The organism is Agromyces sp. NSFZ (assembly GCF_056156205.1).
Map to the genome: position 1 here is coordinate 290,630 of NZ_CM149585.1, position 14,061 is coordinate 304,690.

13 protein-coding genes and 2 tRNA genes are annotated in these 14,061 nt (G+C 70.1%); 10 read left to right on the forward strand and 5 right to left on the reverse strand.

What is annotated here, in order from left to right:
• Nucleotides 1–42: 42 nt before the first annotated feature.
• Nucleotides 43–999 (forward strand): prephenate dehydratase, encoded by a 957-nt coding sequence (gene pheA, locus ACVFI9_RS01390; RefSeq protein WP_474764264.1) that lies wholly within the window; start codon nt 43–45, stop codon nt 997–999.
• A gap of 28 nt (nt 1,000–1,027) precedes the next feature.
• Nucleotides 1,028–1,591: a hypothetical protein gene (locus tag ACVFI9_RS01395; protein ID WP_474764265.1), complete on the forward strand. Its 564-nt coding sequence runs from the start codon at nt 1,028–1,030 to the stop codon at nt 1,589–1,591.
• Nucleotides 1,592–1,847: 256 nt separating this feature from the next.
• Here ACVFI9_RS01395 and ACVFI9_RS01400 read toward each other — a convergent pair whose 3' ends face one another.
• Entirely contained in the window at nt 1,848–2,858 is a 1,011-nt protein-coding gene (locus ACVFI9_RS01400; RefSeq protein ID WP_474764266.1) for a diacylglycerol/lipid kinase family protein, read from the reverse strand.
• 83 nt (nt 2,859–2,941) lie between these two features.
• On the opposite strand from ACVFI9_RS01400, the gene serS reads away from it, so the two are divergent.
• The 6 genes from serS (at nt 2,942) to ACVFI9_RS01430 (ending at nt 8,096) form a co-directional block, all read left to right on the forward strand.
• Entirely contained in the window at nt 2,942–4,210 is a 1,269-nt protein-coding gene (serS, locus tag ACVFI9_RS01405; protein WP_474764267.1) for a serine--tRNA ligase, read from the forward strand.
• Nucleotides 4,211–4,218: 8 nt separating this feature from the next.
• On the forward strand, nt 4,219–5,037 hold the full coding sequence (locus tag ACVFI9_RS01410) for an HAD family hydrolase (RefSeq protein ID WP_474764268.1): 819 nt from the start codon (nt 4,219–4,221) through the stop codon (nt 5,035–5,037).
• A gap of 122 nt (nt 5,038–5,159) precedes the next feature.
• Entirely contained in the window at nt 5,160–6,368 is a 1,209-nt protein-coding gene (locus tag ACVFI9_RS01415) for an LCP family protein (protein WP_474764269.1), read from the forward strand.
• A gap of 113 nt (nt 6,369–6,481) precedes the next feature.
• Nucleotides 6,482–6,566, forward strand: a tRNA-Ser gene (locus ACVFI9_RS01420).
• A gap of 35 nt (nt 6,567–6,601) precedes the next feature.
• Nucleotides 6,602–7,876: an LCP family protein gene (locus ACVFI9_RS01425; protein ID WP_474764270.1), complete on the forward strand. Its 1,275-nt coding sequence runs from the start codon at nt 6,602–6,604 to the stop codon at nt 7,874–7,876.
• A 131-nt stretch (nt 7,877–8,007) separates the two neighbouring features.
• Nucleotides 8,008–8,096, forward strand: a tRNA-Ser gene (locus ACVFI9_RS01430).
• Nucleotides 8,097–8,126: 30 nt separating this feature from the next.
• On the opposite strand, the gene ACVFI9_RS01435 is transcribed toward ACVFI9_RS01430, so the two are convergent.
• The 3 genes from ACVFI9_RS01435 to ACVFI9_RS01445 form a co-directional block, all read right to left on the reverse strand.
• Nucleotides 8,127–8,468 carry a sigma-70 family RNA polymerase sigma factor family protein gene (locus tag ACVFI9_RS01435; protein ID WP_474764271.1) on the reverse strand — a complete coding sequence of 114 codons (342 nt, stop codon included), beginning with the start codon at nt 8,466–8,468 and terminating at the stop codon, nt 8,127–8,129.
• Between the two features lie 173 nt (nt 8,469–8,641).
• Complete coding sequence (locus ACVFI9_RS01440; RefSeq protein ID WP_474764272.1) at nt 8,642–9,610, reverse strand: diacylglycerol/lipid kinase family protein; 969 nt, start codon at nt 9,608–9,610, stop codon at nt 8,642–8,644.
• Nucleotides 9,611–9,642: 32 nt separating this feature from the next.
• A complete protein-coding gene (locus ACVFI9_RS01445) occupies nt 9,643–9,909 on the reverse strand; it encodes a hypothetical protein (protein ID WP_474764273.1) in 267 nt (88 codons plus the stop codon).
• Nucleotides 9,910–10,054: 145 nt separating this feature from the next.
• On the opposite strand from ACVFI9_RS01445, the gene ACVFI9_RS01450 reads away from it, so the two are divergent.
• Nucleotides 10,055–10,477, forward strand: coding sequence for a hypothetical protein (locus ACVFI9_RS01450; RefSeq protein WP_474764274.1), 423 nt, complete (start codon nt 10,055–10,057; stop codon nt 10,475–10,477).
• Nucleotides 10,478–10,544: 67 nt separating this feature from the next.
• On the opposite strand, the gene ku is transcribed toward ACVFI9_RS01450, so the two are convergent.
• Entirely contained in the window at nt 10,545–11,492 is a 948-nt protein-coding gene (gene ku / locus ACVFI9_RS01455) for a non-homologous end joining protein Ku (protein WP_474764275.1), read from the reverse strand.
• 87 nt (nt 11,493–11,579) lie between these two features.
• Between ku and ACVFI9_RS01460 the strand changes: the two genes are divergently transcribed.
• The gene (locus ACVFI9_RS01460; protein WP_474764276.1) at nt 11,580–14,054 is read left to right on the forward strand and encodes an ATP-dependent DNA ligase; all 2,475 of its coding nucleotides are present in this window, start codon (nt 11,580–11,582) and stop codon (nt 14,052–14,054) included.
• The last annotated feature ends 7 nt before the right edge of the window (nt 14,055–14,061 follow it).

Consider the following 14,061-nt stretch of genomic DNA (forward strand, 5'->3'; position numbering starts at 1 on the left):
ACGCTAGCCGTTCGGCTCGAGTGCGGTGGCTAGGCTGGCTGCATGACGGATGCCGCGCCCACGCCCCCTGCGGAGACCTACTCCTACCTCGGGCCGGCCGGCACCTTCACGGAAGCCGCGCTCAAGCAGGTGCCCGAGGCGGCCGGCAAGCACTGGCGGTCGGTGAACAACGTCGGCGAGGCGCTGGCGGATGTCACGAGCGGGCGCTCGATCGCCGCGATGATCGCCATCGAGAACTCCGTCGAGGGCGGCGTCTCGGCCACGCAGGACGCCCTCGCCACGGTGCCCGGCCTGCGGATCATCGGCGAGTACCTCGTTCCCGTGAACTTCGTGCTCGTCGCACGGCCGGGCACGAAGCTCTCCGACGTGCGCGTGGTGAACGCGCATCCCGTCGCCTACGCCCAGTCGCGCGGATGGCTCGAGCGGGAGCTGCCCGAGCACGGCCACATCCCCTCGTCGAGCAACGTGCAGGCCGCGGCATCCCTCTTCGACGCCGACAGCAATGCGGATGCCGCGGTCGCGCCCCCGGGCATCACCGAGCACCTCGACCTCGAGGTGCTCGCGCGCGACATCGGCGACAACCCCAACGCGGTCACGCGGTTCGTGCTGGTGTCGCGTTCGCGGGTGCTCGCCGAGCCGACCGGAGCCGACAAGACGAGCCTCATCGTCGAACTGCCCACCGACGAGCCCGGCGCGCTGCTCGCGATGCTCGAGCAGTTCTCGACGCGCGGCGTGAACCTGTCGCTGCTCGAGTCGCGTCCGATCGGCGACGCGCTCGGCCGGTACCGCTTCGTGGTCGACCTCGACGGCCACATCGCCGACGAGCGCGTCGCCGACGCGCTGCTGGGCCTGCGTCGCACGAGCCCGAACGTGATCTTCCTCGGCTCGTACCCGCGTGCCGACCGGCGCGAGGTGTCGTACCACTCGAAGTACGACGATGAGATCTTCATCGAGGCCCGCGACTGGCTGCGCGGGCTCCTGAGCGGCGAGCCCGACTGAGCGCGCCCGGCATCGAGGGGGAGTGGGCATGAGCGAGGCGAAGGCGCCGTCGATCGATCCGCGATTCGATCCGAGATACCAGCGCGGGTACGTGCCGGATGCCTCCGCGCCCGCGCCCGCGTCCGCGGCGGCCGCGCCCGCGCCGATGAGCTCAACGCCTGTCGCCGGCGCCGAGCCGGGTCCGACCCGAGCGGTTGCGCCGTCCGTCGCTGAGACCACGCGTCGCCCCGCTCAGAGCGTCGACCGAGAACCCGCCCCGGCTCCGAGCGCCGAACCGGCTCCGGAGCCTGACCCCGAGCCCCTGTTCGCCGCCCTGACCGACCCCGGCCACGACGGTTCAGGCACCACCCCGTGGTTCATCGCCGGCTGGGGCGTGTCCGTCGTCGCAGCCGTTCTCGGCATCTCCCTCTGGTGGGCGTCGATCGCGAGCCAGGATTACCACAACGGCCCCGACAGTCAATCCGATCGCTGGTTGCAGGCCTTCGGCTGGATGGTCGCGCCCACGCTCATCCAGGTCGGTCTGCTCGGCGTGGTCGTGATGCTCGTGTGGACGGGCATCCGCCACGCCCGTCACGCTGAGGGGCCGAGATGATCCGAAGCCTGCTCCGGAACCCCGCCGCGGTCCTGATCGCGGTCGCCGTCGTGCTTTCGGTGATCGTTGCGTTCTGGACGCTCGGCGTCGTCGTCGACTATCAGGGAACGTCCTGGCAGGGGGAGCCCACCGAGGCCCAGATCTGGGAACAGCGCTGGATCCAGGCTGCCCAGTCCATCCCCGCCCCGGCGACCGTCCTCGCCGTGTCGGCGTCGCTCGGGATCATCCTGATCGGCGCGGCGACCGCCCGGGAGCACTATCGCTCGACGCGCACAACGAGCGCCGCCGGGTCGACCGAGAATCGCGCCGCCGTCACGACGCCGAACTCCTCGCCGTCGATCTCGACCTCCTGGGGCTCGCCCTCGATCGAGATGTCCACCGACCGACCCCTCGCGTAGACGATCTCGCGTCGACGGCTGCCGCCCGTGAGGTCGATGAGCTGGCGGCCGAGCGCCGACTTTGCCAGCACACGGTTCTCCCACGCGACCTTGCGCCAGATGAACAGCCAGCCCCACGCATTTCGGGGCTGCAGTCGCACGACGTCGAGGTGGCCGTCGTCGAGCTCGGCGTCGGGGATCAGCTCGAGGTTTCCCGGCAGGTACCCGAGATTGGCGATGAGCATGCTCGAGACGCGCGACCGGTGCGGCCGGCCCCCGTCCATGCGGTGCACCACGCGGAACGGCTTCGAGGCGGGGATGGCGCGCAGCCCGGCATCGACGTAGGCGAGCCATCCGACCCGCTTCTTCAGCTCGGGATTCGTGTTCGCGATCATGGTGGCATCGATGCCGATGCCGCTCATGACGAGCGACACGTGCGACTCGGGTCGGCCATCGGGCCGTGTGAGGTCCGCCACCAGCACGTCGACGGTGCGGTCCAGGCCCGAGAACGCGAGCATCACCGCGTCGAAGGGATCGTTCACCGGGATCCCGAGGTTGCGCGCGAACAGGTTGCCCGTGCCGAGCGGCACGAGCCCGAGCGGCATCCCCGTGTCGCGAAGCGAGGCCGCCACCGCGCGGACCGTGCCGTCGCCGCCCACGGCGATGACGAGGTCGACCCCGGCGCCGAGCGCCTCGAGCGCCATGCCCTTGCCGGGGTCCTCCGCCGCGGTCTCCAGCCAGAGCGATGGTGCGAACTCCTGCAGGCGCTCGGCACGACCGACGGCATCGCGCAACTCCCGCAACCCGCTCTTCGTCGGGTTGTAGATGACCGCGGCCCTCGGACGCCCGGCCGTGGCATCCGTCACCTGGTCTTCCGCGCGCGCCGCCACGCAGCCAACGGTATTGCATCGACCCTGAGACGGCCCGATCAGCGCTCGCGGTGCGGGCGGATGCCGCGGCTAGACTTGCTCGGGTGATCGACCCCGTGCTGCTTCGCGAGAACCCCGAGCTGATCAAGCGTTCGCAGGAGCTGCGGGGCGAGCCAACAGAGCTCGTCGACGCGGCCGTCGAGGCGGACGCCGCACGCCGCACGGCGATCACCGTCTTCGAGTCGCTGCGGGCCGAGCAGAACGCGTTCGGCAAGCAGGTGGCCAAGGCTCCGAAGGAGGCGAAGGCCGAGCTCGTGGCGCAGGCGCAGGAGCTCGCCGCCCGGGTCAAGGCCGCGAACCAGGCGGCGAACGACGCCGAGTCGGAGTTCATCCTCGCGGTGGGTCGCCTCGAGAACGTCGTCATCGACGGCGTGCCCGGCGGCGGCGAAGACGACTACGTGGTGCTCCGCGAGGTCGGCGACATCCCGGCGTTCCGGTTCGAGCCCCGCGATCACCTCGAGATCGGCGAACTGCTCGACGCCATCGACATGCCGCGCGGCGCCAAGGTCTCGGGCGCTCGATTCCACTACCTCAAGGGCGTCGGGGCACGGCTCGAGCTCGCGCTCATGACCATGGGCCTCGATCGCGCGCTGGCCGCCGGATTCACGCCGCTCATCACGCCGACGCTCGTGCGCCCAGAGATCATGCAGGGCACCGGATTCCTCGGTGCCCACTCCGACGAGATCTACTACCTGCCCGAAGACGAGCTGTACCTGACCGGCACGAGCGAGGTCGCGCTCGCCGGATATCACGCCGACGAGATCCTCGACCTGTCGAACGGTCCGCTCCGGTACGCCGGCTGGTCGACGTGCTACCGCCGCGAGGCCGGCAGCGGCGGCAAGGACACGCGCGGCATCATCCGGGTGCACCAGTTCAACAAGCTCGAGATGTTCAGCTTCGCCCTGCCCGACGACGCCGAGGCCGAGCACGAGCGGCTGCTCGCCTGGCAGGAGGACATGCTGCGGAGCCTCGGCCTCGCCTATCGCGTGATCGACGTCGCCGCGGGCGATCTCGGGTCGAGTGCCGCACGCAAGTACGACATCGAGGCATGGGTGCCGACGCAGGAGGCGTATCGCGAGCTCACGTCGACCTCGAACTGCACGACGTTCCAGGCCCGTCGCCTCGACATCCGCCACCGCACCGGGAACGGCCGGACGACTCCCGTCGCCACCCTGAACGGCACCCTGGCGACCACGCGCTGGATCGTGGCGATCCTCGAGACCCACCAGCAGGCCGACGGCTCGGTCGTCGTGCCCGAGGCGCTGCGCGGCTACCTCGGCGGCCTCGAGGTGCTGGAGCCCGTCGCACGGTGAGCGAGCGGATGCCGCAGGCCCTCCCCGCGGTCGAGCCGTGGCTCGTCGCGCTCGATGTCGACGGCACCATCATGCACGAGGACGAGGCGATCGACGAGCGCGTCTCCGACGCCATCTCGTCGGCCGTCGCCCGCGGACACGAGGTCACCCTGGCGACCGGCCGTTCGTGGGCGACGACGGCACCCGTGCTCGAGCGCCTGCGGCTGCGGCCCGAGTACGTGGTCTCCGCGAACGGCGCCATCACGATGCGACGCGACGACACCGCCGCCGGCGGGTACGCGCGCGCCCACGTGGAGACGTTCGACCCCACCGGCGTGCTCGAGCGCATCCGCACGCACCTGCCGAGCGGGCGGTTCATGGTCGAGGTGCCCGACGGATTCCGGTTCTACACCGAGGGCATGAGCGACTGGAACCTCGACAACGCCCAGCAGGTCACCTTCGAGGAACTGCTCGACCGGCGCGCGACGCGCGTTGTGGTGATCTCGCCCGACCACGAACTCGAGGAGTTCCTGCAGCTCGTCGACGACATGGGCCTGCACCAGGTCAGCTACGCCATCGGCTGGACGGCATGGCTCGACATCGCGCCCGACGGCGTGAGCAAGGCGACCGCGCTCGAACGGGTGCGGGGCTGGCTCGACGTGCCGCTCGATCGTGTCATCGCCGTCGGCGACGGGCGGAACGACCTGGAGATGTTCGCGTGGGCCGGGGCGGCAGGCCGAGCCGTCGCCATGGGGCAGGCGCCCGACGAGGTGCGCGCGGCGGCCGACGAGGTCACCGGTGACATCCACCACGCCGGGCTCGCCACGGTGCTCGACTCGTTGCCGTGACCGGTATACGGCACCCGCACAGGTGTGCCGCGTAGGATCAGGGGACGGAAGGGGGCACCGTGACCACGCCGAACACGCGCGAATCCGCGGGTGGCCCTACCCTCCCGGCTCGCCATGCGCGCATGCCCCGACACGGCACGTGGGTGACCTACGGGAAGATCGCGGCCTCCGTCCTCGGCGTGCTCGCCGTGAGCGCCACCGCGGTGGCGGCGTATGCCGGCATCGACCTGATCAACTCGGTGAAGCCCGCCGTGGAGCTCGAGAGCGAGAAGATCCTCGAGGGCGTGCCCGACATCGGCGCCATGGAGGGCGGACTCAACTTCGTGCTCGTCGGCAGTGACAAGCGCACCGAGGACGGCGCATTCGGCGACCCCGAAGAGGACTCGGCGATCTTGAACGACGTCACGATGCTGCTGCACATCTCGCAGGATCACACGCACGTCGAGGTGGTGAGCTTCCCACGCGACCTGCTCGTCGACGTACCGGAGTGTCCCGACCCCGAGGATCCGTCCACGCTCCTGCCCGAGTTGTACGACACGAAGATCAACGAGGTCCTCGCATGGGGCGGCCTCAACTGCGTCGCGGCGACGGTCGAGCAGTTGACCGGCGTGCAGATCCCGGTCGGCGGCATCGTGGAGTTCTACGGCGTCGCCGCGTTGTCGTCGGCCGTCGGCGGGGTCGAGGTCTGCGTCGCGGAGCCGATCGACGACGAGTACACCGGGGTGCATCTCGAGCCCGGTGTGCATTCCCTCCAAGGCATGGATGCGCTGCAGTTCCTCCGGGTGCGTCACGGTGTGGGCGACGGCAGCGACCTCGGCCGCATCTCGAACCAGCAGACGTTCCTCGCGTCGCTGATGCGCGAGATGCAGGGTTCCGGAACGCTCGGCGACCCGGTGAAGCTCTACTCCATCGCCAAGGCCGTGCTCTCGAACATGACCCTGTCGTCTGCGCTGCAGAATCCCGTGCAGCTGGTCTCGATCGCGAAGACGCTGCAGGACATCGACCTCTCGAAGATCGCCTTCGTCCAGTACCCGACGGAGTACACCGAGGGTTTCGGCGCAGTGGTTCCCACGGAATCGGCGACCGTCCTCAACGCGGCGCTCCAGGCCGACCGTCCGGTCGCGATCGATCCCAACGCCACCGCGAGCACCGACTTCGGCACGGTCACCGACCCCAACGCCCAGCCGGTGGTGCCCTCGCAGCCCGAGGCGCCGGCGACCGGCGATGCCTCCGCGCCGGCCGTTCCCGAGACGCCCGCCGAGGTGCTCCCAGGCGACGTCACGGGGCAGACCGCGGCCGAGGTCCGCTGCTCGAGCGCGAACGAGGGATGAGCGGCTTCAGCAGCCTCTCAGGGTGTGCTGGAAGTCTCGTTGGAACCCGCTTCCGCTAGAATCGGGGCCTGCCGCACGTCGTCACCCCTCGCCGGGTGTCGCCGTGCCGCCGAGGAGGGCTGTCCGAGCGGCCGATGGAGCTGGTCTTGAAAACCAGTGGGCAGCAATGCCTCGTGGGTTCGAATCCCACGCCCTCCGCGCACACGGGAGACGACGACACGAGAGGAATCCGGTTGAACGAGGACCTGCGCCACCGCTCGCGTCGCTCCGCGAAGGCCCCCTCGATCGCCCGCCACGGCCGGCTCAAGCGCCACGGCACGTGGCAGACGCTCGTGAAGATCCTCGGATCCGTCGTCGCGGTCGCACTCGTCTCGGGCTCCGCAGTCGCCGCGTACGCGGCGTTCGATCTCGCCGCGACCGCGAAGCCGACCGTGACGCTCGGCAACGAGGCCGCGCTCGAGGGAGTGCCCGACGTCGGCGCGATCGAGGGCGGTCTCAACCTGCTCGTCATCGGCAGCGACAGTCGCGAGGGTCAGGGCGACGGATTCGGCGACCCCGAAGAAGAGACCAGCGTGTTGAACGACGTCAACCTGCTCCTGCACATCTCCGAAGACCACAGTCACGCGTCCGTGGTGAGCTTTCCGCGCGACATGCTCGTCGACGTGCCCGAGGGATGCACCGACCCCGACTCGGGCGAGGAGCTCTGGGAGCAGTACGGCGTGAAGATCAACTCGGTGCTCGACTACGGCGGCATGCCGTGCGTCGTGAAGACCGTCGAGGAGCTGACCGGCGTGCCCATCCTCTTCGCGGGGATCGTGCAGTTCATGGGCGCGGCGGCGATCTCCGAGGCCGTCGGCGGCGTCAACGTCTGCGTCGCCGAGCCCATCGAGGACGAGCACACCGACCTGTTCCTCCCGGCCGGCATGCACGAGTTGAAGGGCATGCAGGCGCTCCAGTTCCTGCGCACCAGGTACGGCGTGGGTGACGGCAGCGACCTCGGTCGCATCTCGAACCAGCAGGTGTTCATGTCGGCGCTCGCGCGCGAGCTGCAGGCGGAGGGCACGCTGACCGACCCGGCGAAGCTCTACTCCATCGCCAAGGCCGCACTCCAGAACATGCAGCTCTCCGACAGCCTCATGGACCCGACGCGCATGATCTCCATCGCCAAGGCGCTGAAGGACACCGATCTCGCGAAGATCGCGTTCGTGCAGTACCCGACCGCCTCGGTCGAGGACGGGGGCGCACTCATCCCCAGTGATTCCGCCGAGATCGTGAACCTGGCGCTCCAGAACGACACGTCGGTCCTCTTCGACCCGGCCGCCCAAGATGCCTCCTTCGCGTCCGCCGCCGACCCCAACGCCCCGCCACCCGTCGAGGCCCCGGTCGAGGAAGCGCCCGTCGACCCGGCCGCTCCTGCGCCGGTGGTCGAGACGTTGCCGAGCGATGTCAGCGGCCAGACCGCGGCCGACGTTCGCTGCTCGGCCGGCCGTACGCTCGACGACCAGTAGCGGCATCCGTTCCCTGAGCCCTGTCAGGCATCCGTTCCCTGAGCCTGTCGAAGGGAACCGATGCCGGAATCGTCATCTGCCGGGTCCGCGGGTTATGATGGCTCTCGCGTGTGCGCGCAGGCGCCGCGCGAGGAGACGTCGCATAGTCCGGTCGAGTGCACCACCCTGCTAAGGTGGAGTCCCCGTAAGGGGACCGCGGGTTCAAATCCCGCCGTCTCCGCTCTCGAACCTCTCCGGCGGCAGCCAGCGGTCAGACCGCGTTCCCGTGACGCAGCCGCTCGGGTCGCAAACGCACCCAGACGACGCTGATGAGCCCTCCGGTGAAGTCGACGGTCATCGCCGCGATGGTCTCCGCGCCGCGGTGCACCATCAACCCGGCCTGGGCGTTCACCGGGAGTTCCTCGATGACGAGGTCGGGCTTCGCCGCCATGGCGTGCACGAGCAGGGCGATCGCCTCGTAGGCTCCTCGCACGACCCTGATCGCGGGGTGCTCCGGGTCGCCCCGGTCGACGACGACGGCGACGGCCGGGTCCAGGAGCGACGACAGTCGCGCAGTGTCACCGCGTTCGGCCGCGGCACGGAACTCGTGCACCGCTCGATGGTGCAATGGACGCATCAACCGCATGGTCGTTCCCCTCCGTCCCGGGCGTGGACCACGGGACCTACAGATACGACAACCGGCACGTCGTGTTTGTGACATCGGACGCCTCGGGGACGCCGGACCTGCCGCTCCGGGGAACGTCGGCGGGGGCATCCGCTGAAGGCCTACGCCCCCGCCAGTGCCTCCGCCTCCTCCGCCTCGGCCGGCACTCGCACGGCGAGGCCGCCGGCCTCGATCCACGTGCGGAACGCCTGCGTGCGCCCGAAGCCGTCGCCGTCGAGCTCGAGCTCCTCGGGGCGGCTGAGCACCACGTCCATGCGTTGCCCCTTGATGTAGCGGATGGCGTCGACGTCGCGGCCCACCATCTTGCGCCCGAGTTTCGTGCGACGCAGCACGCCGTTCTCCCAGATGACCTTGACGAAGATCTGCAGCCAGCCCCAGGCGCTCTCGGGACGCAGGAACACGGCTTCGAACCTTCCGTCGTCGATCGCCGCCTTGGGCAGCAGCATGATGTTCGCCGGCAGCGAGCCGCAGTTGCCGATGATCAGGGTGTGCGCCGAGACCGATCGCGTGCCGTGCCTGTCGAGGCGATAGCGCATGCGCAATCGGTTCTTGTCCCGCAGCGCCTTGCGGATCGCGTCGACGTACGCGAGCCAGCCGACCTTCGCCTTCAGCTCCTCATCGGTGTGCGAGAGCATCTTGGCGTCGAGGCCGAGCCCGGCCATCACGAGGAACGCCTGCCGTTCGACCTTGCCGTCCTCGCGGCGGATGTCGGTCCAGGCGAGGTCGATCCGGCGATCCACGCCCGTGAAGGCCACGCGGATCGAGTTGCCGAGGTCGTCGAGCGTGAGGTCGAGGTTGCGGGCGAGCAGGTTGCCCGTGCCCGAGGGCAGCAGCGCGAGTGCGGCGGATGAGCCGGCGACGACCTGGGCGACGGCGCGCACGGTGCCGTCACCACCGGCCGCGATGACGAGGTCGGCGCCCTCCTCGAGAGCCTGCTCGGCCTGGCCCGTGCCCGGGTCTTCCTCGGTCGTGGCGAACCACCGCGTCTCGGCCCAGCCCTCGGTTCCGGGCTCGGCCGCGATCGCGGCGCGGAGCTCCTCGAGGTCGACCTTGACGGGGTTGTAGATCACCGCGGCGCGACGCTTCGCGGCGTCCGACGCGCTCAGCGCTCGACCTCTTCCGGAGACATCTCGATGTCGCCGGCGTCGTCGGGTCCTCCGGTACCGGGAACGGCGCGGATGCGCGACGCGTCGATGTCGTCGTCGATCGCCTCTGGCACGGGGTCGGCCTGCTTCGCGGCCGTCTCGGCCTCGCTGCCCGGGCTGTAGCTCACGTCCTTGCGGGTCTGCTCGGTATCACTGAGCGGGGCCGGGTCGCCGGGCCTGGACTCGGGGTTGCGGGGCGCCGCCGTCTCGTCTTCGGTGCTCATGTCGCGATCCTACGAGGTGTCGCCCTCGCACGGCAGGCCCTTGATCGCCGACACGAAGTGTGGCACGAGAGTGGCAGGATCCGACCGACGGATGTCAGTGGGTCATCGATAGGCTGGAAAACACCAGATCAGGGAGTATATGCAAATGCAACGAATGAAGCTGTCCGCCGCGCTCGTCTTCGCGGGTGCCCTGCTGCTCTCGGGCTGCACCGCCGGTGGCGGAGGCGGTGAGGCCGCGGCCGACTCATGCGAGACGGTGCGCGCCGAGGCGCGCGACATCTCCAACGGTGCGCAGAACGCCCTCGCCGCCGGGGGCGACCCGAGCGAGATCACGTCCGCGCTCGAGGGCTACAGCGAGCGCGCCGGCGAACTCGCCGATGACGCCGACGACGATGTCGCCGGTGCGGTCGAAGAGCTCGGCGCGGCGATCGACGAGGCCGCAGACTTCGCCGAGACGCTGCCGTCCGACCCCGAGGCCGAGGTCGACGCCGAGGCCGTCGCCGAGCACCAGACGGCGATCCAGGAGGCTGCGACCGCGGTCACCGAGGAGTGCAAGGCCGACGCCTGAGGGCTGAATCCCACCGACCGTGCGGCGCTCGGCATCCGATCGGATGCCGCGCGCCGTCGTCATGTCGTCAGGAGGCGGCCTTCTTCTTCGCCGGCGCCTTCTTCTTCGCGCCGTCCCCGGAGCCGGTCTTCGAGCCCGCCTTCGAGCCTGATGCCGTCGAGCCCGACGAGCGACCCTTCGCCCCGGCCGCGGCGCTTCCCGCCTTCGCAGCGTCCTTCGCTGCCCCGCCGCCTTCGCGCTTCGCGGCGATCGACTGGCGCAGCGCCTCCATGAGGTCGATGACCTCGCCGCCCTCCTCCTCGGGCTGCTCGCCGAACGTCGCCGCCGTGTCGAGCGCCTCACCCTGTTCGAGCTTCGCCCTGATGAGGGTGCGCAGCTCCTGCTGGTACTCGTCGACGAACTGCTCGGGGTCGAAGTCGGAGACGAGGCTTTCGACGAGCTGCTTCGACAGGTCGAGCTCCTTCGACGAGATCTTCACGGGCTCGTCGAGCGAGGGGAACTCGGCGGCGCGCACCTCGTCGCTCCACAGGAGGGTCTGCACCATGAGCACGTCGCCGTGCACGCGCAGCGCCGCGAGCCTGGTCTTCTGCCGGAGGGCCATGCGCACGATGGCGGTTCGGTCGGTGGACTCCAGGGTGCGCCGGAGCAGCACGTACGCCTTCGACGACGCCGAGTCGGGCTCGAGGTAGTAGCTGCGGTCGAACATGATCGGGTCGATCTGCTCGGTCGGCACGAACTCGACGACCTCGATCTCGCGGCTGCGCTCTGCGGGCAGCGCCTTGAGGTCGTCGTCGGTGATGATGACGGTGCGCTCGCCGTCGTCGTAGGCCTTGTCGATGTTCTTGTAGTCGACGACCTTGCCGCACACCTCGCACTTGCGTTGGTAGCGGATGCGCCCACCGTCCTCATCGTGCACCTGGTGCAGGGACACGTCGTGGTCCTCGGTGGCGCTGTACAGCTTGACGGGCACATTGACGAGGCCGAATGTGACCGCCCCTTTCCAGACGGCTCGCATTCCTCAAGTAGACACCCGGCGACCCCGCGAGGGGTAGCCCTTGCCGGAGGGGTGGCCCGCGGCATCCGGAACCGGAAGGATGGAGGGATGGCCGACACGCGCCAGCTCGTCGAGGTCGATGGCCGGAGGCTGCGGCTCACGAACCTCGACAAGGTCATGTATCCCGAGACGGGAATGACCAAGGGCGAGGTGATCTCCTATTACGCGGAGGTCGCCGAGGTCATGGTGCCGCTCGTCGCCGGACGACCCGTCACGCGCAAGCGCTGGGTCCAGGGCGTCGGCACCGCGGACGCCCCTGAGCCCGCGTTCTTCGAGAAGAACCTCGAGAACGCCCCCGAGTGGGTGCGGCGCGGCGTCATCCACCACTCCGATGGGCCGAAGACGTATCCGATCGCGGGCGACCGGGCCACGCTCGTCTGGCTCGCACAGCAGGCCTCCCTCGAGATCCACGTGCCGCAGTGGCGCTTCGACCCGCAGGGGAATCCCGCCAACCCCGATCGCATCGTCTTCGACCTCGACCCCGGACCCGGCACGGGACTCGTCGAGTGCGCCGAGGCCGCCCGCCTCGTGCGGCCGATCCTCGCCGGCATGGGGCTCGAGTCCTGGCCCGTGACGAGCGGGAGCAAGGGGATGCAGCTCTACGCCGCCGTCGACGGACGCCAGACGTCCGAGCAGATCTCCGCCGTCGCGCGCGAGCTCGCGCGTGCGCTCGAGGCGGACCATCCCGAGCTCATCGTGTCGAACATGCGGAAGACGCTGCGCGAGGGCCGAGTGCTCATCGACTGGAGCCAGAACAACGGCAAGAAGACGACGATCGCGCCGTACTCGCTTCGCGGGCGTCCGCGTCCGACGGTCGCCGCGCCGCGCACCTGGGAGGAGCTCGACGACCCGGGATTGCGGCATCTCGAGGCGCACGAGGTGCTCGAGCGGGTGGCATCCGGCGACGACCCCATCGCCGCACTGACGGCGACCTCGCATGATGGGCCGCTCGCGACGTACCTGTCGATGCGCAAGACGGGCGTGACGCCCGAGCCCATGCCGGAGTCGAGCTGGGGCGCCGCGGGCGGTGAGGAGCCGACGTTCGTCATCCAGGAGCACCACGCGCGCAGGCTGCACTACGACTTCCGGCTCGAGCGCGACGGCGTGCTGAAGAGCTGGGCGGTGCCGAAGGGCGTGCCCGCGACCGCCGCGACCAACCACCTCGCCGTGCAGACCGAGGACCATCCGATGGAGTACGGCTCGTTCGAGGGCACGATACCCGCGGGCGAGTACGGCGCCGGCGCGGTCACGATCTGGGACGCCGGCACGTACGAGGCCGAGAAGTGGCGCGACGACGAGATCATCGTCGACCTCGCCGGGCGACCCGGCGGTCCCCTCGGGCAGGTGCGCCTCGCGCTGATCCGCACCGACGGCGAGGGGGAGAAGAGCAGCTGGCTGCTGCATCGCATGAAGGACCAGCAGCCGGAGCGATCGCAGGTCGAGGAGCCGACGGAGGAGGCGTCTCGGAACCCGCCCGCGCGGGCGGGTGTCGAGACGCGTCCGGCTCCGCCGGGCGCTCCTCGATCCGCGGATGCATCGGCTCCACGGTCGGGGACTGCGCCGGCCATCACCGAGCGACCCATGCTCGCGACGGCGGGGACCCTCGGTATGCTCGCGGGCGAGGAGTGGGCCCTCGAGTGGAAGTGGGACGGCATCCGGGTGCTCGCTCGCGCGCAGGGCGGGGGCATCCGCCTGCTGAGCCGCAACGGCAACGACGTCACCGCGCGCTACCCCGAACTCGCCGCACTGCCGAAGGTGCTCGCCGCCGACGCCCTGGTCGACGGCGAGATCGTCGCGCTCGACGACGAGGGGCGGCCGAGCTTCGAACGCCTGCAGTCCCGGATGAACCTCACTCGCGCTCGCGAGATCGAACGTCTCACGACCACCGTCCCCGTGCGACTGCTGCTCTTCGACGTGCTCGAGATCGGCGGCGAATCGGTCGCCGATGAGCCGTACCGCGAACGCCGGGACCGCCTGCGTCGGCTCGTGCGTCCGCGCCGCGGCATCCCCATCGAGATGCCGGCGGAGGCGCCGGGGCCGCCAGACGAGGCGCTCGAGGAGAGTCGGCGACTCGGCCTCGAGGGCATCGTGGCGAAACGGCCCGATTCGCGCTACCGCTCGGGCGCACGCTCGGCCGACTGGGTGAAGATCAAGGTGACGAAGACCCAGGACGTCGTCATCGGGGGATACCGCAAGGGCATCGGCACCCGCACGGGGCGCATCCGATCCCTCCTCGTGGGCATCCCCGGAGCGCGGGGACTCGAGTACGCCGGGCGCGTCGGCAGCGGCCTCGGCGAACTGCAGGCGGAGCGCATCCTCGCCGAGCTCGAGGCGCGGCGCCAGGAGGCGTCGCCGTTCGTCGAGGTGCCGGCGACGGACGTCACCGACGCCGTCTGGGTTCGGCCCGAGCTCGTCGGTGAGATCGAGTTCGGCGAATGGACGCGGACCGGAGTGGCCCGGCATCCGCGCTGGCGGGGACTGCGCCCCGACACGTCGCCCGACGAAGTGATGCTCGAACCGTGACCCCTCG